General features: G+C 63.7%; 22 protein-coding genes and 1 pseudogene. 12 read left to right on the top strand and 11 right to left on the bottom strand.

Annotation, left to right across the window (positions count from 1 at the left end):
* Nucleotides 1–42 precede the first annotated feature (42 nt).
* The 3 genes from AC2FLM_RS09220 to cobD are packed head-to-tail and all read right to left on the bottom strand — an operon-like array spanning nucleotide 43 to nucleotide 3,144.
* Nucleotides 43–1,206 (bottom strand): lytic murein transglycosylase, encoded by a 1,164-nt coding sequence (locus AC2FLM_RS09220; protein ID WP_496857408.1) that lies wholly within the window; start codon nucleotides 1,204–1,206, stop codon nucleotides 43–45.
* A gap of 31 nt (nucleotides 1,207–1,237) precedes the next feature.
* The gene (gene cbiB, locus AC2FLM_RS09215) at nucleotides 1,238–2,158 is read right to left on the bottom strand and encodes an adenosylcobinamide-phosphate synthase CbiB (protein WP_234184301.1); all 921 of its coding nucleotides are present in this window, start codon (nucleotides 2,156–2,158) and stop codon (nucleotides 1,238–1,240) included.
* A complete protein-coding gene (gene cobD, locus AC2FLM_RS09210; protein ID WP_496857405.1) occupies nucleotides 2,155–3,144 on the bottom strand; it encodes a threonine-phosphate decarboxylase CobD in 990 nt (329 codons plus the stop codon). Before cobD ends, cbiB begins: the two co-directional genes overlap by 4 nt.
* A gap of 185 nt (nucleotides 3,145–3,329) precedes the next feature.
* Here cobD and AC2FLM_RS09205 point away from each other — a divergent pair, with 185 nt between their 5' ends.
* On the top strand, nucleotides 3,330–3,692 hold the full coding sequence (locus AC2FLM_RS09205) for a response regulator transcription factor (RefSeq protein ID WP_234139859.1): 363 nt from the start codon (nucleotides 3,330–3,332) through the stop codon (nucleotides 3,690–3,692).
* Here the strand turns inward: AC2FLM_RS09205 and AC2FLM_RS09200 are convergent.
* Nucleotides 3,674–4,663, bottom strand: a complete 990-nt coding sequence (locus tag AC2FLM_RS09200; RefSeq protein ID WP_496857403.1) for a glutathione S-transferase family protein — start codon at nucleotides 4,661–4,663, stop codon at nucleotides 3,674–3,676. The two genes, AC2FLM_RS09205 and AC2FLM_RS09200, sit on opposite strands and share 19 nt — an antisense overlap.
* Before the next feature lie 202 nt (nucleotides 4,664–4,865).
* Here AC2FLM_RS09200 and AC2FLM_RS09195 point away from each other — a divergent pair, with 202 nt between their 5' ends.
* Nucleotides 4,866–5,216 (top strand): hypothetical protein, encoded by a 351-nt coding sequence (locus AC2FLM_RS09195; protein ID WP_234220621.1) that lies wholly within the window; start codon nucleotides 4,866–4,868, stop codon nucleotides 5,214–5,216.
* A gap of 42 nt (nucleotides 5,217–5,258) precedes the next feature.
* Here the strand turns inward: AC2FLM_RS09195 and AC2FLM_RS09190 are convergent, their stop codons facing one another.
* On the bottom strand, nucleotides 5,259–6,431 hold the full coding sequence (locus tag AC2FLM_RS09190; RefSeq protein WP_496857401.1) for a MalY/PatB family protein: 1,173 nt from the start codon (nucleotides 6,429–6,431) through the stop codon (nucleotides 5,259–5,261).
* A gap of 99 nt (nucleotides 6,432–6,530) precedes the next feature.
* On the opposite strand from AC2FLM_RS09190, the gene def (AC2FLM_RS09185) reads away from it, so the two are divergent.
* The 6 genes and pseudogenes from def (AC2FLM_RS09185) (at nucleotide 6,531) to AC2FLM_RS09160 (ending at nucleotide 9,440) form a co-directional block, all read left to right on the top strand.
* Nucleotides 6,531–7,049 (top strand): peptide deformylase, encoded by a 519-nt coding sequence (gene def / locus AC2FLM_RS09185; protein WP_234139855.1) that lies wholly within the window; start codon nucleotides 6,531–6,533, stop codon nucleotides 7,047–7,049.
* Nucleotides 7,046–7,543, top strand: coding sequence for a peptide deformylase (gene def / locus AC2FLM_RS09180; protein WP_234172041.1), 498 nt, complete (start codon nucleotides 7,046–7,048; stop codon nucleotides 7,541–7,543). The genes def (AC2FLM_RS09185) and def (AC2FLM_RS09180) overlap by 4 nt, the downstream gene beginning before the upstream one ends.
* A pseudogene (gene def / locus AC2FLM_RS09175) lies at nucleotides 7,540–8,001 on the top strand (peptide deformylase); the annotation flags it as partial. The gene def (AC2FLM_RS09180) and the pseudogene def (AC2FLM_RS09175), both read left to right, overlap by 4 nt.
* A 42-nt stretch (nucleotides 8,002–8,043) precedes the next feature.
* Nucleotides 8,044–8,949 carry a methionyl-tRNA formyltransferase gene (gene fmt, locus AC2FLM_RS09170; protein ID WP_496858047.1) on the top strand — a complete coding sequence of 302 codons (906 nt, stop codon included), beginning with the start codon at nucleotides 8,044–8,046 and terminating at the stop codon, nucleotides 8,947–8,949.
* A gap of 13 nt (nucleotides 8,950–8,962) precedes the next feature.
* Nucleotides 8,963–9,199, top strand: a complete 237-nt coding sequence (locus AC2FLM_RS09165) for a hypothetical protein (RefSeq protein WP_234220616.1) — start codon at nucleotides 8,963–8,965, stop codon at nucleotides 9,197–9,199.
* A gap of 1 nt (nucleotide 9,200) precedes the next feature.
* Nucleotides 9,201–9,440 (top strand): GlsB/YeaQ/YmgE family stress response membrane protein, encoded by a 240-nt coding sequence (locus AC2FLM_RS09160; protein ID WP_496857398.1) that lies wholly within the window; start codon nucleotides 9,201–9,203, stop codon nucleotides 9,438–9,440.
* A 66-nt stretch (nucleotides 9,441–9,506) separates the two neighbouring features.
* Here AC2FLM_RS09160 and AC2FLM_RS09155 read toward each other — a convergent pair whose 3' ends face one another.
* The 6 genes from AC2FLM_RS09155 to AC2FLM_RS09130 form a co-directional block, all read right to left on the bottom strand.
* On the bottom strand, nucleotides 9,507–10,136 hold the full coding sequence (locus AC2FLM_RS09155; protein ID WP_234220614.1) for a trimeric intracellular cation channel family protein: 630 nt from the start codon (nucleotides 10,134–10,136) through the stop codon (nucleotides 9,507–9,509).
* The gene (gene rnhA, locus AC2FLM_RS09150) at nucleotides 10,133–10,600 is read right to left on the bottom strand and encodes a ribonuclease HI (protein ID WP_234216945.1); all 468 of its coding nucleotides are present in this window, start codon (nucleotides 10,598–10,600) and stop codon (nucleotides 10,133–10,135) included. The genes AC2FLM_RS09155 and rnhA overlap by 4 nt, the downstream gene beginning before the upstream one ends.
* On the bottom strand, nucleotides 10,593–11,186 hold the full coding sequence (locus tag AC2FLM_RS09145; protein WP_496857396.1) for a class I SAM-dependent DNA methyltransferase: 594 nt from the start codon (nucleotides 11,184–11,186) through the stop codon (nucleotides 10,593–10,595). Before AC2FLM_RS09145 ends, rnhA begins: the two co-directional genes overlap by 8 nt.
* On the bottom strand, nucleotides 11,183–11,635 hold the full coding sequence (locus AC2FLM_RS09140; RefSeq protein WP_234165829.1) for a DUF3429 domain-containing protein: 453 nt from the start codon (nucleotides 11,633–11,635) through the stop codon (nucleotides 11,183–11,185). The genes AC2FLM_RS09145 and AC2FLM_RS09140 overlap by 4 nt, the downstream gene beginning before the upstream one ends.
* A 250-nt stretch (nucleotides 11,636–11,885) precedes the next feature.
* Nucleotides 11,886–12,836, bottom strand: coding sequence for a 4-hydroxy-3-methylbut-2-enyl diphosphate reductase (gene ispH, locus AC2FLM_RS09135; protein ID WP_496857394.1), 951 nt, complete (start codon nucleotides 12,834–12,836; stop codon nucleotides 11,886–11,888).
* Nucleotides 12,837–13,027: 191 nt separating this feature from the next.
* Nucleotides 13,028–13,600, bottom strand: coding sequence for a LabA-like NYN domain-containing protein (locus tag AC2FLM_RS09130; RefSeq protein WP_234172050.1), 573 nt, complete (start codon nucleotides 13,598–13,600; stop codon nucleotides 13,028–13,030).
* A gap of 138 nt (nucleotides 13,601–13,738) precedes the next feature.
* On the opposite strand from AC2FLM_RS09130, the gene folK reads away from it, so the two are divergent.
* The 4 genes from folK to AC2FLM_RS09110 all read left to right on the top strand — a co-directional run bounded on the left by folK (nucleotide 13,739) and on the right by AC2FLM_RS09110 (nucleotide 17,599).
* A complete protein-coding gene (gene folK / locus AC2FLM_RS09125) occupies nucleotides 13,739–14,305 on the top strand; it encodes a 2-amino-4-hydroxy-6-hydroxymethyldihydropteridine diphosphokinase (RefSeq protein ID WP_496858045.1) in 567 nt (188 codons plus the stop codon).
* Between the two features lie 91 nt (nucleotides 14,306–14,396).
* Nucleotides 14,397–14,750 carry a DNA-directed RNA polymerase subunit omega gene (rpoZ, locus tag AC2FLM_RS09120; protein WP_234139842.1) on the top strand — a complete coding sequence of 118 codons (354 nt, stop codon included), beginning with the start codon at nucleotides 14,397–14,399 and terminating at the stop codon, nucleotides 14,748–14,750.
* A 28-nt stretch (nucleotides 14,751–14,778) separates the two neighbouring features.
* Nucleotides 14,779–16,911, top strand: a complete 2,133-nt coding sequence (locus AC2FLM_RS09115) for a RelA/SpoT family protein (RefSeq protein WP_234142934.1) — start codon at nucleotides 14,779–14,781, stop codon at nucleotides 16,909–16,911.
* Between the two features lie 31 nt (nucleotides 16,912–16,942).
* A complete protein-coding gene (locus AC2FLM_RS09110) occupies nucleotides 16,943–17,599 on the top strand; it encodes a DUF2062 domain-containing protein (RefSeq protein WP_234184296.1) in 657 nt (218 codons plus the stop codon).
* The last annotated feature ends 33 nt before the right edge of the window (nucleotides 17,600–17,632 follow it).

Below are 17,632 nucleotides of genomic sequence, written 5' to 3'. Positions count from 1 at the left end.
GCGGTTAGACAGGTTTACGCTGTCTTGACCCAGGGCGATGTCTCACAACCTTGCCAGCAACTCTGCGGTGGGCCAGGCATCGGCGGGCAGACCCAGACGCGCCTGTTCGGCCTGTACGGCGGCCCGCGTGCCCGCGCCCAGGATTCCGTCGATCTTACCCACGTCATGGCCGCGCGCCTGCAACTTCTGCTGCAGCGCCTTCATTTCGGCACCGTCCAGCCCGGGCGCGGGGCTGCCGGCGTCATAGACCTGACCGCCCTCCAGCCTGGTGCCGAAATAGGCCGCCGTCAGCACATAGACAAAGCTCTGGTTCCATTCGAAATAGACGTCGAAATTAGGATAGGCGAGGAAGGCCGGCCCCTTGTGCCCCTGTGGCAGGATCAGTGAGGCGGGCAGATCGGTGAGGGTTCCGGCGCGCGGGCGCACGCCCATCGCCTGCCAGTCCGCCGTGCTACGCGGCTTGCCAGGGCCGCTCAGCGACCAGTCCATCCGGGTGGGCACATTTACTTCTTGCAGCCAGGGCTCGTTCGGACGCCAGCCCAGATGAGACAGCATCCGCGCGCCCGACAACAGCGCATCGGGGGCCGAGGTCTTGAGGGTCACATGCCCGTCGCCATCTCCGTCGACGCCGTTTTCCAGAATGTCGCGCGGTAGCATCTGTACCATGCCGATCTCGCCCGCCCAGGCGCCGGTGGTGCGGGCGGGGTCGAAATCGCCATGCGCGAAAAGTTCGATCGCGGCAAAGATCTGCGGCCGGAACAGCTCGGGCCGACGGCAGTCATGCGCCAGCGTGACCAGCGCGTTGCGGGTGTTGAAATCGCCCTGATAGCCGCCGAAATCGGTCTCGAACGCCCAGAAGGCCAAAAGCACGCCGCGCGACACGCCGTATTCCGCCTCGATCCGGTCGAACACCGCATCGTATTTGCGCCCCATCGCCTTGCCGGTATCAAGCCGGTTTTGCGAGATCAGACGGCGCGAGAACTCGACAAAGGGTTTCTGGAACACGCCCTGTGCGCGGTCGGCCCTGAGCACCTTGGCGTCCTGCGCCGCCCCCTGAAAGAAGCGGTCGACCAGCGCCGGGTCATGGCCCATCGAAACCGCTTCGGCCTTGAGACCATCGACAAAGCTCGAAAAACTGCCGCCACATTGTGACAGCGCCGGAGAGGCCAGCACAATAGCGGCCATGATCTGGGGAAGAATGCGCATGATGTCCTGTCGGTTTGGTTCTGTAATACGATCAGAAGATCGCCGCCAGCGCCACCAGCGTCAAGGTCAGACCCAGGGCCAGCGCCCAGACCTGCCACAGCAGGGTCACCGCGCGTTCGATCTCGCGCGGGCCGATTTCCTTGCGGCCCTCTTCGTTTACCCAGGCCAGATGCCGGATTTCGCCGTGATAGCTGCGCGGCCCGGCCAGCGCGATGTTGAGCGCGCGGGCCATGGCGGCCTCGGGCCAGCCGGCATTGGGCGAGATATGGCGCTGGGCGTCCTCGACGATGCCGCGCCAGTGGCGCCAGCCATTGGACAAGAGCACGATCATGCCGCAGGTCAGCCGGGCCGGGATCAGGTTGAGCAGATCATCCAGCCGTGCAGCGGCCCAGCCGAACTGCGCATAGCGCTCGTTCAGATAGCCCACCATGCTGTCGGCGGTGTTGATCGTCTTGTAGAGCAGCAGGCCCGGCAGGCCACCGACCAGAAACCAGAAGGCGGGCGCAATCACCCCGTCGCTGAGGTTCTCCGCGGCGCTTTCGATGGCGGCGCGCGCCACCTGCGGTTCGGACATGGTGGCCGTATCGCGCGAGACGATGCGGGCTACGCTGCGCCGCGCCTCGGGCAGCGACAGGCGCAGGGCGTCAGCCACATCCGCCACATGTCCGGCGAGCGATTTCTGTGCCAGCAGGATGGCGCAGATCAGCACCTCGGCCACCGGTCCCAGCAGGGACAGCAGCGCACCCACCGACAAGGCACCCACCGCCAGGATCGCGGTCACCGCCACCCCTTTGAGCCGGCGATGTCCGCCCTCGTTCAACTCTTCGTCCAAAACCGAGATGATGTCGCCGATCAGAACCGCCGGATGGCGCAGGCGCGACCACAGCCATTCGGGCTCTCCCAGCGCGGCATCCAGCAGCATGGCAAAGCCGAGCAGCAGGGCGGTGCTCATAACGCGCTCTCCAGCCGGTCCCAGCCCTCGGCCGGGGGCAGGCCCAATCGCAGGAAATGGTTGGAATAGGGAAAGATGCGGCTCCAGATCCGGGCCTGGGCCAGGCGGTCCTGCCGGGCGGCGGCATCATCGACGTGGTAAAGGCGGAACAGGTCGGTGCCGCCTAGACGTTCGGCGCCGCGCGCGGTCATCAGCGTGTCGAGCCGGGCGGCCTCCTGCGCCAGTCTGATCCGGGTCTCTTCGGCCCATGCGGCGTCGTTCAGTGCCCTTGTCCCGATGCGCAACGCTGGCCCCGACACCGCCCAGGGGCCGGTCAGGTCGTTGAGGCGCGCGATGGTGTCGGGCAGGGCGATGGCAAAGCCCAGCCGCAGCCCGGCGAGCCCCCAGAACTTGCCAAAGCTTTTCAGCACAACCGTTCCGGGGCGCGTGGCCAGATGCGCCAGCGAGGTCTCGGGTGCCACGTCGCCAAAGCTCTCGTCGATGACGCAAAGCGCGCCTTCGGCCTCGGCCTCGGTCCAGATGCGGCCGTCGGGGTTGTTGGGATGCACGATCACCCGTGCCTCGGCCGGGCCATCATCGACCACCTGCCAGCCATGGGCGGCAAAGGCGGCGGCATGTTCGTTATAGGTGGGCCGGGTGATCCGTACCCGCGCGGGATCTGCCAGCGCCGGAATGCGCGCGATCAGGGCCGAGGCGCCGGGCGCGGGCAGGATCGCCGCCGCGTCGGGCAGATGCCAGAACGCGCGCGCGGCGCGCGTCAGTTCACCAAAGGCGCCGTGATCGGGCAGCGCGGTCCAGTCCTCGGGCAGCAGCGTGCCGACCGGATAGGGCAGGGGGTTGATGCCGGTCGACAGGTCGATCCAGTCGGCGCGCGCGCCGCCATACTGGCGCATCGCCCCGTCCAGCCCGCCGCCATGGTCTCGGCGCGCGCGCGGATCGGTCGGATCGTCCGGCTTGGCGGACGGATTGGCAAATCCCGTGTTCATGTTCTTGTCTTCCCCGACATCGCGACTTGCATCAAGCGGATTTCCGCCCGAAGCTCAAGGGAGGAACGCGGCTTCCGGTGCGCGGGAACCGATGTTAACAATTTGTAAAGAATTTGATCAGATTACGGAGCCAAGGGAGACTGGCGCCGCAAACCAACTCAAACAGAAGTGCCGGGTTTACTGTTATGCATGTGTTGATCGTCGAAAGTAACCCAGAGCTTGGCACGCTCTGGCAGCGTCACCTGCAACGTCAGGGTCTGGAGGTCACGTTAGTGACTTCGCAAGAGGATGCGATCCTGGCGCTTTATCGGGCAGAGTTCGAAATCATCGTTCTGGATCTGGTGCTTGAGCAGGGCAGCGCCCTGGCGGTTGCGGATTTCGCCAGCTACCGCCGCCCGGATGCGCGGGTGATTTTCGTAACCAACACGACCTTCTTTTCAGACGGTTCGATCTTTGCCCACAGTCCCAACGCCTGCGCCTATGTGCATGGCGACACGCCGCCCGAGGATCTGGCCGCGATGGTGGAACACTACGCCACAGCGCGCTGATCGCGACCATGCGGCGCGAGATAGTCGAGCTCGGGTCCGATCGGAACGATTCGGTGCGGATTGATGCTGTCATGGCTGTAATGGTAGTGCCGGATGATGTGATCCATATGCACGGTGCCAGCCACACCGGGCCATTGATACAGTTCCCGCGTATAGGCCCAGAGGTTTGGATAATCGATCAGCCGCCGCCGGTTGCATTTGAAATGCAGATGATAGACCGGATCAAAGCGGATGAGCGTGGTGAACAGGCGCCAATCGGCCTCGGTCAGCCGGTCGCCCATCAGGTAACGGTTGTGGGCCAGATGTAAGTCGAGCCAGTCGAGCGTATCGAACAGCGGCTGAATGGCGGCGTCATAAGCCTCTTGCGTGGTGGCAAATCCGCATTTGTAGACGCCATTGTTGAGCGTTTCGTAGATACGCGCGTTGACCGGTTCCATCGCCTCGCGCAGCGGCACTGGCCAATAGTCATCGCGATTGCCGGTCAGGTCATCGAAGGCAGAGTTGAACATGCGGATGATCTCTGCGCTTTCGTTGGACACGATGGTCTGGCGCTCGGTATCCCACAGGATCGGCAAGGTGACGCGTCCGGAATAGGCTGGGTCGGCACGGGTATAGATCTGATGGGCATAGTTCAGCCCATACAGGCGGTCACCGGTGCGGCCCTCTGCCTCGGGTGCAAAGGTCCAGCCCTGGTCCAGCATGTCGGGATGCACGACCGAAACCGGGATATGTGTGGACAAACCCTTGATTTCGCGAAAGATCAGGGTCCTGTGCGCCCAGGGACAGGCATAGCTGACATAAAGGTGGTAGCGCCCCGAGGCGGCGGCAAAGCCGCCTTTGCCGGATGGTCCGGGGGCGCCATCGGGGGTGACCCAGTTGCGGAACTGCGCCGCCGAGCGCTGGAAGGCGCCGCCGCTGGATTTGGTATCGTACCAGGTGTCATGCCAGATGCCGTCGATCAGCAGGCCCATCGGAGTCTCCTTCTGCTTTGATCAGCATCTAGGATCTGCGGTGCGGGATACCACGCCGTTGCCGCGCACCTGACCTGCGCAGGTGCACATCCGGCGCGGCCCCGCGGAAACCACGCGGGTGCCATGCACCGAACATGAAAATCTTTGCTTGATTTTAAGAGAGGTTGCGGCAGGCTGATGAGGTTGGCACGGAGACGCGATTATGAGCACATATATTTCAAAGGAAGTCAGCGACGATCTGGCCCGCGCCCGGATCGCCGGATTGAAGAAGATGAGCCGCCTGCGGGTAGAACATGGCGGCATGTTTTACACCGTCCTGCGGCTGTGGCGCGACGGGTTTGCCGTCGAAGCCGTAAGCACGCCGCCACTGCGCGGGCTGGTCGATATCTACGAGGGGCCGAACCTGCTCTATCAATGCCTGATCGTGGCCTCGGGCGGCGAGGGCGGCGAGATGGTCTATGAGTTCAAGCGGCACACGCTGGCGCAGGACCGCGCGCCGCTCGATTTCGAACGCGCGGTGGATGCGCCTGTCGGGTTGCTGGGCGAGGGATAGCCCCCTGCGGGCGTTCTCGCTGAGCCCGCTCCCGCACTACACCTATTGCAGATCGCCAAAAGCCTTGTTCAGCCGGTCGATCGCGTCCTCGATCCGCGCCCTCTGGGTGCCAAGGTTGAAGCGCAGAAAATTCTCGCCACCGGTACCAAAGCTGGTGCCGTGATGTACCGCGATCCTGGCCTGCTGTTCGACCCGCTCGGTGAATTCGGCCCGGTCCATGCCAGTGCCTGAGAAATCCACCCAGGCGAGATAGGTCGCCTCTAGCGGCATCGCGCGCAAACCGGGAATGGCCGAGATGGCGCTTTCGAAGAGGCGCCGGTTCTCGTCCAGATAGGCCAGCAGCCCATCAACCCATTCCGCCCCTTCGGGAGAATATGCGGTCAGCGTCGCCATCTGCCCGGTCGAGTTCGGTGCCAGCGAGAGCGCGGCCATCCGCTTGGAGAAACGTCCACGCAGTTCGGGGTCGGGGATGATCACCTGCCCGGTATGAAGGCCCGCGATGTTGAACGTCTTGGACGGCGCGGTGAGCATCAACAGCCGGTCGACGATATCGGGCGCCGCGTTGGGCATCGGGATATGGGTATGGCCGGGATAGACCAGGTCATGATGGATCTCGTCGGACAACAGCAAAAGGTCATGCCGCTTGGCGAAATCGGCCACCGCGCGCAGTTCCTCTTGCGTCCAGACCCGGCCGCCGGGATTGTGCGGCGAGCAGAGGATCACCATGCGCTCGTTGCCGCTCATCTGCGTGTCATAGGCGGCGAAATCCATCTCGTACCGGCCGTCATTGTTGACCATCTGGCATTCCACCACTTGCCGGCCCGCATTGCGGATCACCTTGGCAAAGGCGTGATAGACCGGGGTGAACAGCACGATCCCGTCTCCCGGCTGGGTATAGGTGTCGAGGCACATGCCCACACCGTTCACCAGCCCGGTGGTGGTAAAGATCGCCTCGGGCGCCACATCCCAGTCGTGGCGGCTGCGCATCCACCAGCGGATCGCGTCGGTATAGGGCTTGTCATAGTTCACATAGCCCAGCACGCCATGGTCGGTCATCTCGCGCAGCTTGGCCAGCACGTGTTCGGGCGCGCGGAAATCCATGTCGGCGACCCACATGGCCAGACCGTCCTGTGCGGGCACGCCATAGATGGGTTCCATCATGTCCCATTTCGAGCAAAAGGTTCCGTGGCGGTCGATCAGGTCGTCAAAGCTCATCTGGGTCTCCGAGGGTCAATTGTCGGCCAGAGGCTAGCCAGTTTGCCGCCATGCGCAAGGGGCGTTGCAGCAGGGCGGTCAATCGCCTAAATCGGGACCATGAAACGTGCTATTCTCATTCATCCCGATCCGCGCCTGAAAAAGGTCTGCGCGCCCGTGGCCGATATCTCGGACGAATTGCGGGCGCTGGCCGACGACATGCTGGAGACCATGTACGACGCGCCGGGCATCGGCCTGGCCGCGCCGCAGATCGGTGTGCTCGACCGCTTGATCGTGCTGGATTGCGTCAAGGAAGAGGGCGCTGCCGCGCGCCCGCTGGTGATGTTCAACCCGCGCGTGGTGGCCGCCTCGGACGAGACCAATGTTTACGAGGAAGGCTGCCTGTCGATCCCCGAGCAATATGCCGAGGTGACCCGCCCCAAGGTGGTGGATGTCGAATGGATCGACCGCGACGGCAAATTGCAAAGCGAGACCTTTGACGGGCTCTGGGCCACTTGCGTGCAGCATGAGATCGACCATCTGGATGGCAAGCTGTTCATCGACTACCTCAAGCCGCTGAAACGCCAGATGATCACCCGCAAGATGCAGAAGCTGAAGCGCGAGCGGGCGCGGGCGTGAGCGTCCTGCCGATCCTGACCTGGCCCGATGCACGCCTGTCGCAGCGCTGTGACCCCGTCGAGGGGATCGTGCCCGACGATCTGATCCGCGACATGTTCGACACCATGTATGCCGCCAAGGGGCGTGGGCTGGCCGCGCCGCAGGTGGGCGTGATGCAGCGGTTCTTTGTCATGGATGTCGGCTGGAAAGAAGGCACGCCCAGCCCGATGGCGATGATCAACCCGGTGATCATGGCCGCCGAGCGGGTGCCGGTCGAGATGGAGGAAGCCTGCCTCTCGATCCCCGGCCTCTCGGTGCCCGTCACCCGGCCCAAGGCGGTAACAGTGCAATGGACCGCGCCCGAGGGCGACATTCACATGGCCGATTTCGATGGGTTCGAGGCGCGCTGCATCCAGCACGAATTCGACCATCTGAACGGGGTCGTCACGCTGGATCATCTGGACCCGCAGGCCCGCGCCGCCATGCTGTCCGCTTATGAGGAAAACCACCCATGACCGTCCGCCGCTGTCTGCCCTGGCCCGACAAGCATCTGCGCAACCGCGCCGCCGAGGTGAGCGAGATCACCGACGAGATCCGCGCCATCTGGGACGACATGATCGACACGATGGAGGCGATGCCGGGCGTGGGCCTGGCCGCGCCGGAGATCGGGGTGATGCTGCGACTGGCGGTGGTCGATGGTTCGTCCGAGCGGGGCCGCGCGGTTCGCATGGCGAACCCTGAGATCCTGCATGCCTCGGTCGAGCTGCGCGAACATGACGAGGCCAGCCCCAACCTGCCCGGCGTCTCGGCCAAGCTGAAACGCCCGCGCGCGGTGACGGTGCGGTTCCTGAACGAACAGGGTCAGGTCGACCGGCGCGATTTTGTCGGCATCGAGGCGACCAGCGTGCAGCATCAGATCGACCACCTGAACGGGCGGATGTATTTCGACAATCTCAGCAAGGTCAAACGCGACATGCTGCTGCGCAAGGCGCGCAAGCTGGGGGGGGCTGAGGTCATGCGCGTCGTGTTCATGGGAACCCCCGATTTCTCGGTTCCGGTGCTGGAGGCGCTGGTAGGTGCGGGGCATGAGATCGCCGCAGTCTATTGCCAGCCACCCCGCCCGGCGGGGCGCGGCAAAAAGGACCGCCCGACCCCGGTCCATGCCCGCGCGTTGGAACTGGGGCTGGAGGTGCGACACCCGGTCTCGCTGAAAGGGGCCGAGGCGCAGGCGGATTTCGCGGCGCTGGGCGCCGATATGGCGGTGGTGGTGGCCTATGGGCTGATCCTGCCGCAAGCGGTGCTGGACGCGCCACGCCACGGATGCCTCAATATCCACGCAAGCCTGTTGCCGCGCTGGCGCGGCGCGGCGCCCATTCACCGGGCGATCATGGCGGGAGATGCTGAAACGGGCATCTGCATCATGCAGATGGAGGCGGGGCTGGATACCGGGCCGGTGCTGTTGCGCGCCACGACACCCATCGGGGCAGAGGAGACCACCGGCGCGTTGCATGACCGCTTGTCGGCCATGGGGGCCGACCTGATCGTCGAGGCGCTGGCACGTCTGCCCGAGTTGACTGCGGAGCCGCAGCCCGAGGATGGCGTCACCTATGCCGCCAAGATCGACAAGGCAGAGGCGCGGGTCGACTGGACCCGCCCGGCGGTCGAGATCGACCGGCAGATCCGGGGCCTCTCGCCCTTTCCCGGCGCCTGGACCGAGATCGCGGGTGAACGGGTGAAACTGCTCGCCTCGCGCCTGGCCGAGGGGCAGGGCGCCCCCGGCGCAGTGCTGGACGATGTCCTGACCGTGGCTTGCGGCACGGGCGCCATCTCACTCACCCGCTTGCAACGGGCGGGCAAAGGGGCGCAGGATGCCGACATCTTCCTGCGGGGCTGGCCCGTGCCAAAGGGAACCCGCCTGTAGAAGGGGATCGCGTATGTTCATGGTTCTGATGGGAACGGTCGTGATTGCCGGGATCGTCGGTTACATCTCGGAAAAATCGGGGTTCACCCATAACGGCTATCTGCAATCCATCATCATCTGCGTCGGTGGGGCGTTCCTGTTCTATTTCGTGCGGATCATGTTCGGGATCGGCTTCGGGTCTCCGGGGATGAATGCCATTCTCTCTTCGATTGGCGCGCTGATCATCGTGCCCTTCCATTGGAGGAAATGAGATGCATGTCGTTGTCCTCATCATTATCGGCGCCGCTGCCGGGTTTCTCGCCACCCGGTTGATGCGGGTAGAGGCGGATATTCCCACCACCATGCTGATCGGCATCGTGGGCGCGCTGATCGGCGGGCTGATCCTGCGGGCGCTGTTGACGATGATGGGCTGGTTGTCGGGCTTTGTCGGCGCGGTGCTGGGGGCGCTGCTGGTTGTCTGGCTCTGGCAGGCCTATCTGCGGCGGCGCTGAGACGCGCCGGGGGGATGCGAGGCTCTGCCTCGCGCTCCGGAGTATTTTGGGCGAAATGAAGGGGTGTCAGCCGCGCGTGCGAGGCGGGCGGCTCTTGTAGACCGGCAGGCGCCAGCCAAAGATCAGCGAGCCGGCGCGCAGCCCCCAACAGACAAGCGCGCAGAGGCCCAGCGCGGGCAGGGTGGCGAGCCCCAGCCCGGTGGCGATCACTGCCGCCACCGCCCCCGCCAGCGCGCAGGAGACATAGAGTTCGCCCTGTTTCAGGACCAGCGGCACCTCGTTGCAGACCACATCGCGCATCAGCCCGCCCAGACAGCCGGTCATCATGCCCATCAGCACCACGATCACCGGCGGTTGACCTTGCGCCAGCGCCACCCCGGTGCCGGCAGCCACCGCGATGGATAGCGCGAAACTGTCGAGCCAGATCAACAGGCGATAGCGGCTTTCGACCAGATGCGCGGTGAAAAAGACCAGCGCGGCAGCGCCCGAGGCGATCAGGATATAGGCGGGTTGCCCAACCCAGAACACCGGGTCGCGGCCCAAAAGCAGGTCGCGCATGGTGCCGCCGCCCACCGCCGTCAGGCAGGCGACAAAGGCAAACCCAACCAGGTCGAGCTGCGCCCGGCTGGCCACCAGCGCGCCGGTCAGCGCAAAGACCAGGACCGAGGCGTAATCGAGCAAGGCAAGCAGGCTCACGCGCGGGCCTTCTTCGGCTTGAAGGGTTTCATGCCTGCGCGCGCCAACTCGTCGGCGCGTTCGTTTTCCGGGTGGCCCGCATGGCCCTTGACCCATTCCCAGGTCACGTCATGGCGCGCCTGCGCCGCATCCAGCCGCTGCCACAGCTCGACATTCTTGACCGGCTTCTTGCCGGCGGTCTTCCAGCCGTTGCGCTTCCAGCCGAAGATCCAGCCGGTCACGCCGTTCTTTACATAGGCGCTGTCGGTGACCACGGTGATTTTCGAGGGCCGTTCCAGCGTTTCCAGCGCGTTGATCGCGGCCAGCAGCTCCATCCGGTTGTTGGTGGTCTCACCCTCGCCGCCGGAAAGCTCACGTTCCTTCAGCACGGTCTCGCCCTCGATGGCGCGCAACAGCACGCCCCAGCCGCCGGGGCCGGGATTGCCGGAACAGGCGCCGTCGGTATAGGCAAAGAGCTCAGGCATGGGCGCGCATCGCGATCCAGTCCTCGACCTTGCCGCTGAGGCCCGGCCCGGCGCCGAAGGCGCGATCGATAACGGTAAAACCGGCCTGCTGCAACAGATGCGCCAACGCGTCCTCCTGATGGTAGCTATAGAACCGGCCGAGGCTGTCACGCCCTTCGCCGGTTCCGAGTTTGAGGGCGATATGGAAAATTCCGACGGGTTTCAAGGCCCGATGGAGCCGGGCGAGATGGCCGGGAAACTCGGCATGGGGGGCATGCAGCAGGCTGAAATTGGCCCAGATGCCGTCATAGGCGGCGGTCTCCTCGATCTCGTCGAACCGGGCCTGACGGGCGGTGACGCCCGGATGTTGCGCCGCCAGCGCCACCATCTCGGCCGAGGCATCAACCGCCACGACCGCAAGTCCTGCCCGTGCCATTTGGGCCGCAGAGGTGCCGGGGCCGCACCCGAGATCGAGCACCCGACCGCCGCTTGGCAGCATGGCCATAAAGGCCTCCAGCATGGGGTCGGCGGCGTTGTGATCCTCGGTCAGCGCGGCATAATCGCTGGCGCGGTCGTCATAGATGCGGATTGTTTCCGGGTCGCTCATAGAAAGGCCCCCACCGCCAGACACAGGGTGACAACCGCTGTCAGCAAGAGGCGCAGCCGCATCCACCAGACCGGCGCCAGGCCCCAGCTGGCAAAGGCCGCATCCAGCATCAACAGGCCCAGAAAGCCGAAGATCAGGTTGATCGCCGCTCCGGTTGGGCCGCCCCCGGTCATGAAGAACGCCCAGAGCGCGGGCAGCACCGCAAGCGCATAGCCGGTCGCGGCGCGGCGGTCATCGGCCTTGGTGGCAAAGCCCCAAAGGACGCCGGACATGAAGGCAAGGATGATCTGGCCATAGGCGATCTGCACATAAGGTCCCACAAAACGCGGGCCGAGCGCAGCGGCGCCCCAGGCTTGCAGGGCGGGGCTCAGGTAGGTGAGCGCGCCCCAGAGGAACGGGATCAGCCCGGCAAGGCCCAGGATCAGCGGTGCGCGGGGGATGGTGGTCATGTGCGCTCCTTCAAAGGTGAGCCGATGAGGCAAACAACGGCAATGCCGAGATTGAAAAAGGGGGCTCAACAACCGACCGAGTTTGTCGACCGCGCCTGTTGAGTATTCGCGGCCAGACTAGCCACGATTGCCGTTGGGTGAAAGCGCGGTTTCAGTGACGCTTTGCCAGCAGGTTGCAAATGCTGGCTGTCGCGTTTGCAACAGAACCGTCTACCGTGCCGAAATTCGGGTGGGGATCATTTGCGCAGGCTCAAGCCGGCTGCCGCAATACTCGCGGAACCTTGAACTCGACATGTTCGACCGCGGTTTCGACCACCTCGACCGTCACGTCGAACCGTGTGCGAAAGGCGTCGATCACTTCATTCACCAGCAATTCGGGGGCCGAGGCCCCAGCAGAGACGGCGACGGTTGCGATGCCGTCCAGCGCGCGCCAGTCGATGTCCTCGGCGCGCTGCACCAACTGCGCATAAGAGCAGCCCGCCTTGGCCGCGACCTCGACCAGGCGGCGCGAATTCGACGAGTTCGGCGCCCCAACGACCAAGAGCGCGTCCGATTTCGGCGCCACCGCCTTGACCGCCTCTTGCCGGTTGGTGGTGGCGTAGCAGATGTCTTCCTTGTGCGGGCCGACGATCTGCGGGAACCGGGCCTGAAGTGCTGCCACGATGTCGCGGGTATCGTCCACCGACAGGGTTGTCTGGGTGACAAAGGCGAGGCGTTCTGGGTCGCGCACCGCGATGCGGGCGACATCCTCGACCGTTTCGACCAGCAGCACCTCGCCCTCGGGCAATTGCCCCATGGTGCCGATGGTTTCAGGGTGGCCGCGATGGCCGATCATGATGATCTGAAGGCCGCGTTCCGCGTGCCGTTCGGCCTCGATATGGACCTTGGACACCAGCGGGCAGGTGGCATCGACATAGACCATCCGCCGCCGCTCGGCCTCGGCCGGAATCGACTTTGGCACGCCGTGGGCGGAAAAGATCACCGGGCGATCATCGGGACATTCATCCAGTTCCTCGACGAATACCGCCCCCTTGGCACGCAACCCGTCGACCACGAACTTGTTGTGCACGATCTCGTGCCGGACATAGACGGGGGCGCCCCATTTCTCGATTGCCATCTCGACGATCTTGATGGCGCGGTCGACACCGGCGCAAAACCCGCGCGGCGCGGCAAGATAAAGGGTGAGGGGCGATTTGGTCATGGGCGGGTCTCCTTGCCTGAGCACAGGTAAGGTTTTGTGCGGTTCAGATCCAGCCCGGTTCTGGGTGTCACGAATCCGTCACCGGAGCCGGCTAGAAGGCGGGTATTGAAGCAGGCAGTGATACTTAATGATATACGGCCAGATGATCGCTCATCTGGCCGTATTTTCTTGATGGGGTGTGCTGGCTCGGATCAGTTGCCGTTGGCCGCAAACGAGCGCGGCTCTGCCGGCACTTCGCGCGGGGGACGGCCGATCACATCACGCAACTCTTCAAGCTCGATGAAATTGTCGGCCTGGCGGCGCAACTCGTCCGAGATCATCGGCGGCTGGCTGCGGATGGTCGAAACGACCGAGACACGCACGCCCTGACGTTGCAGGCTGGCCACCAACGGGCGGAAATCCCCATCGCCCGAGAAGAGCACGATATGATCGACGCGCGGGGCCAGTTCCATGGCATCGACGGTCAGTTCGATATCCATGTTCCCCTTGACCTTCCGGCGCCCCATGCTGTCGGTATATTCCTTGGCCGGTTTGGTCACCATGGTGAAACCGTTGTAGTGCAGCCAATCGACAAGCGGACGGATCGGAGAGTATTCGTCGTTTTCCAACAGCGCGGTGTAGTAGAAGGCTCTCAGCATTTTGCCGCGACGCATGAACTCCTGCCTGAGGAGTTTGTAGTCGATGTCAAAGCCCAGAGCCTTGGCCGCCGCATAAAGATTAGAACCGTCGATGAACAGCGCTAGCCGTTCGTCCTTATAAAACATAATTGTTCCTTCCGGTATGCACCGAAGCCGCCATGTATCCGTGAGTGAGTGCTTAAAATCGGCGGATCAGTAGTGCTAATGTAGGAGAATGGGCTTGTATAGCAAGTGCACTCTTGACGCGAACGGAAACCGACAGTGATGAATTCAGAGCAAATTGCCGTTATCGCCTTGGGTGGAAATCTGTCTTTTGATCAAAACCCTCCGGAAGTGACGTTGCGGAATGCTGTGCGTGAGCTTTCTGACAGGGGTTTGGTGATTCGCGGCGAGAGCCGTTTTTTCACGACACCCTGTTTCCCGGCAGGCGCAGGACCTGACTACATCAATGCAGCGATTTCCATCAACACAAAACTATCTCCGGTTGCTCTGTTGGCGCTGTTGCACGAGGTCGAAGCGAAATTCGGGCGCGCGCGGGCGCAGCGTTGGGGCATGCGAACGCTGGATCTGGATCTGGTTTGCTATGGAGGCGAGGTCCTGCCCGACCGCGCCGGCTATCAGGCCTGGTTGCAACTGGAACCAGCCCGTCAGGCCGAGCTGGCGCCTGACCGGCTGATTCTGCCGCATCCTCGCTTGCAGGAACGGGGGTTTGTTCTGGTGCCGATGGCGGACGTCGCGCCGGATTGGCGCCACCCGGTGTCGGGCCTGACCGTGCGCGAGATGCTGGCGGCTCTGCCGCCCGAAGACCTTGCGGAAATCCGGCCGGTCTGACCGGAAAGCCGGGCATTTCCTGCTTGTCAAGCCGGGGAAACGCGCCTAGAACCGTGCTTTCTGGACAAAGCTGCACTTTGGAGAGTCGCTGATGGCCCGCGTGACGGTAGAAGATTGCGTAGACAAGGTTCCGAACCGGTTCGAGCTGGTATTGCTTGCCGCTCATCGGGCGCGTGAGATCTCTGCCGGCGCCTCGATCACCGTGGACCGCGACAATGACAAGAACCCGGTCGTGTCGCTGCGCGAGATCGCCGACGAGACCCAGAGCGCCGACGAACTGCGTGAACGCCTGATCGAGGCGAACCAGACCCAGATCGAGGTGGACGAGCCCGAAGACGACCAGATGGCCCTGCTGATGGGTGCCGAGAGCGACCGCCCGGCCGAGGACGATATGTCCGAAGAACGCCTGCTGCGCGCCCTCATGGAGGCCCAGGGGCAGGGCTGAGAACGCCGCGTGAGAGGATGCGGACCGGATGATTTCTGCTGACGACCTGATTGCCCTGGTCCGCAACTACAATCCCAAGACCAATGCCGAGCGTCTGACCCGGGCCTATGAGTTCGGGCATCAGATGCATGATGGCCAGTTCCGCCATTCTGGCGAACCCTATTTCACCCATCCTGTTGCCGTCGCCGCCATTCTGACCGAACAGCGGCTGGATGATGCCACCATCATCACCGCGCTGCTGCACGACACGATCGAGGATACCAAGGCCAGCTATGGCCAGGTGTCCGAGCTGTTCGGCGAAGAGGTGGCGATGCTGGTCGATGGGGTGACCAAGTTGACCAACCTGCAACTGTCGTCGCGCGAGACCAAGCAGGCCGAGAACTTCCGCAAGCTGTTCATGGCCATGTCCAAGGACCTGCGGGTGATCCTGGTCAAGCTGGCCGACCGTCTGCACAACATGCGCACCATCAAGGCGATGCGCCCCGAAAAGCAGGCCGTCAAGGCGCGCGAGACCATGGATATCTATGCGCCGCTTGCCGGGCGCATGGGCATGCAGTGGATGCGCGAAGAGTTGGAGGACCTGGCCTTTCGCGTGCTCAACCCCGAGGGGCGGCAGTCGATCATCCGGCGTTTCATCACGCTGCAACGCGAGACCGGCGATGTAATCCACAGGATTACCGGCGACATGAGGCATGAACTGGACAAGGCGGGCATCGAGGCCGAGGTGTTCGGTCGCGCCAAGAAACCCTATTCGATCTGGCGCAAGATGCAGGAAAAGGACCAGGGCTTCTCGCGCTTGTCCGACATCTACGGGTTCCGCATCATCACCCAGTCCGAAGAGGATTGTTACCGCACGCTGGGCGCTATCCACCAGCGCTGGCGCGCGGTGCCGGGTCGGTTCAAGGACTATATCAGCCAGCCGAAATCGAACGGCTATCGCTCGATCCACACCACGGTGTCGGGGCGCGACGGCAAGCGGGTCGAGGTCCAGATTCGGACCCGCCAGATGCATGACGTGGCCGAAACCGGGGTGGCGGCGCATTGGTCCTATCGCGACGGGGTGCGCACGCAGAACCCCTTTGCCGTCGATCCGGCGAAATGGATCGCGGGCCTGACCGAGCAGTTCGACAGCGAAGAGGATCACGAAGACTTCCTCGAAGCGGTCAAGCTCGAGATGTATTCCGACCAGGTGTTCTGCTTCACCCCCAAGGGCGATGTGGTCAAGCTGCCGCGCGGCGCCACCCCGATCGACTATGCCTATGCCATCCATACCCGGATCGGGCATGCCTGCGTCGGGGCCAAGGTGGACGGGATCCGGGTGCCGTTGTGGACCCGCCTCAAGAACGGCCAGTCGGTCGAGGTCATCACCGCCGAGGGACAGACCCCGCAGGTAAGCTGGCTTGAGATTGCGGTGACCGGCAAGGCCAAGACCGCGATCCGCCGCGCGTTGCGCGAGGTGGACCGCGAACGGTTCATCAAGCTTGGGCATGAACTCGCGCGCTCGGCCTTTGACCATGTCGGGCGCAAGGCCACCGACAAGGCGCTTGATACCGCCGCCAAGCACTTGCGACTGAAGGATCGCGACGAGTTGCTGGCGCGGCTGGGTTCGGCAGAGTTGACCGCGCATGACGTGGTGCAGGCGGTTTATCCCGAGTTGGCCCCAGACGAGGGCGACGCCATTCCGCCGCGCCGCGCCGTGATCGGTCTGGAACCGGGGCAGAGCTTTGATCGCGCGCCCTGCTGCCAGCCGCTGCCGGGCGAGCGCATCGTCGGCATCACCTATCGCGGCAAGGGTGTGGTGGTTCATACCATCGACTGCGACCGGTTGAGCGAGTTCGAGACCCAACCCGAACGCTGGGTCGATCTGCACTGGCATTCCGGCACCCACCCCGCCGCCTATGGTGCTACGCTGGACCTGACCATCGGCAATGATGCCGGGGTGCTGGGACGGATTTGCACATTGATCGGTGAGAAGAAGGCCAATATTTCCAACTTGGAATTCATAGACCGCAAACCGGATTTCTATCGCCTCATGATCAGCGTCGAATTGCGGGATGTGGAACAGTTGCATTCGTTGATGCTGGCGCTCGAGGCCGAGGGTGACGTGGCCTCGGTCGAGCGCTACAGGGAAAAGGCCAAGGCGGGCGCCGCGGCCGGGTAAAGGCCGACAGGCAGGGAAAGGACATCCAAGCGTGGTTTTCAAGCGCCGAGATCGACGCTCTCCGCTGCAGGTGCTGTGGGAACTGATCTGGCCGCGTGGCGGTTGGACCCGCGCCTTTCACTATGTCAAACACCGGGTCCGCCGTCTGCCGGACCGGCCCGAGCGCATCGCGCGCGGCATCGGGGCTGGGGTATTTGCCTCGTTCACGCCGTTCTATGGCATCCATTTCGTGATCGCGGCGATCCTGGCGCGGCTGATCAACGGCAATATCCTGGCCGGGCTCAGCGGCACGTTCTTTGGCAATCCGCTGACCTATGTACCGATCGGGGTGATCTCTTTGCAGACCGGTCATTTCCTTTTGGGGACCGAGTTTCACGAGGGGGCCAAACAGGGTCTGATGCGCAAGTTTGCCCGTGCCGCGGGCGACCTTAAGGATAATTTCCTGGCGCTTTTCACTGATCGTGACGCCGACTGGCAGGCACTCGACCTGTTCTATGACGAGGTGTTCTTTCCTTATCTGGTTGGTGGTATCGCTCCGGGTATCGTTGCGGGTGTGGTCTGTTACTACCTCAGCCTGCCGGTGATCAGCACCTATCAGAAACGCCGCCGCTCCAAGATCAAGGCCAAGTTCGAGGCGATCAAGAAAAAGGCGCAGGCCGATCTGCCAAACCCGGAAAATCCCGGCTAGGGTCGGGCGCGAGCGAGTCGGAAAGGAAATCCC

The organism is Ruegeria sp. SAZD011 (assembly GCF_059612545.1).
This window is presented reverse-complemented; position numbering and strand designations above follow the sequence as displayed.

Excerpts from the sequence above, each read along its gene's own strand:
- AC2FLM_RS09115 (WP_234142934.1), top strand. The coding sequence starts at position 14,779 with ATGATTTCTGCTGACGACCTGATTGCCCTGGTCCGCAACTACAATCCC.
- AC2FLM_RS09200 (WP_496857403.1), bottom strand. The coding sequence starts at position 4,663 with ATGGGCCTGCTGATCGACGGCATCTGGCATGACACCTGGTACGATACC.
- AC2FLM_RS09205 (WP_234139859.1), top strand. The coding sequence starts at position 3,330 with ATGCATGTGTTGATCGTCGAAAGTAACCCAGAGCTTGGCACGCTCTGG.
- AC2FLM_RS09145 (WP_496857396.1), bottom strand. The coding sequence starts at position 11,186 with ATGAGCGACCCGGAAACAATCCGCATCTATGACGACCGCGCCAGCGAT.
- ispH (WP_496857394.1), bottom strand. The coding sequence starts at position 12,836 with ATGACCAAATCGCCCCTCACCCTTTATCTTGCCGCGCCGCGCGGGTTT.
- cbiB (WP_234184301.1), bottom strand. The coding sequence starts at position 2,158 with ATGAGCACCGCCCTGCTGCTCGGCTTTGCCATGCTGCTGGATGCCGCG.
- folK (WP_496858045.1), top strand. The coding sequence starts at position 13,739 with ATGAATTCAGAGCAAATTGCCGTTATCGCCTTGGGTGGAAATCTGTCT.
- def (WP_234139855.1), top strand. The coding sequence starts at position 6,531 with ATGAAACGTGCTATTCTCATTCATCCCGATCCGCGCCTGAAAAAGGTC.
- AC2FLM_RS09220 (WP_496857408.1), bottom strand. The coding sequence starts at position 1,206 with ATGCGCATTCTTCCCCAGATCATGGCCGCTATTGTGCTGGCCTCTCCG.
- AC2FLM_RS09140 (WP_234165829.1), bottom strand. The coding sequence starts at position 11,635 with ATGACCACCATCCCCCGCGCACCGCTGATCCTGGGCCTTGCCGGGCTG.
- AC2FLM_RS09160 (WP_496857398.1), top strand. The coding sequence starts at position 9,201 with ATGCATGTCGTTGTCCTCATCATTATCGGCGCCGCTGCCGGGTTTCTC.
- AC2FLM_RS09130 (WP_234172050.1), bottom strand. The coding sequence starts at position 13,600 with ATGTTTTATAAGGACGAACGGCTAGCGCTGTTCATCGACGGTTCTAAT.
- cobD (WP_496857405.1), bottom strand. The coding sequence starts at position 3,144 with ATGAACACGGGATTTGCCAATCCGTCCGCCAAGCCGGACGATCCGACC.
- fmt (WP_496858047.1), top strand. The coding sequence starts at position 8,044 with ATGCGCGTCGTGTTCATGGGAACCCCCGATTTCTCGGTTCCGGTGCTG.
- AC2FLM_RS09165 (WP_234220616.1), top strand. The coding sequence starts at position 8,963 with ATGTTCATGGTTCTGATGGGAACGGTCGTGATTGCCGGGATCGTCGGT.
- rpoZ (WP_234139842.1), top strand. The coding sequence starts at position 14,397 with ATGGCCCGCGTGACGGTAGAAGATTGCGTAGACAAGGTTCCGAACCGG.
- AC2FLM_RS09195 (WP_234220621.1), top strand. The coding sequence starts at position 4,866 with ATGAGCACATATATTTCAAAGGAAGTCAGCGACGATCTGGCCCGCGCC.
- AC2FLM_RS09190 (WP_496857401.1), bottom strand. The coding sequence starts at position 6,431 with ATGAGCTTTGACGACCTGATCGACCGCCACGGAACCTTTTGCTCGAAA.
- rnhA (WP_234216945.1), bottom strand. The coding sequence starts at position 10,600 with ATGCCTGAGCTCTTTGCCTATACCGACGGCGCCTGTTCCGGCAATCCC.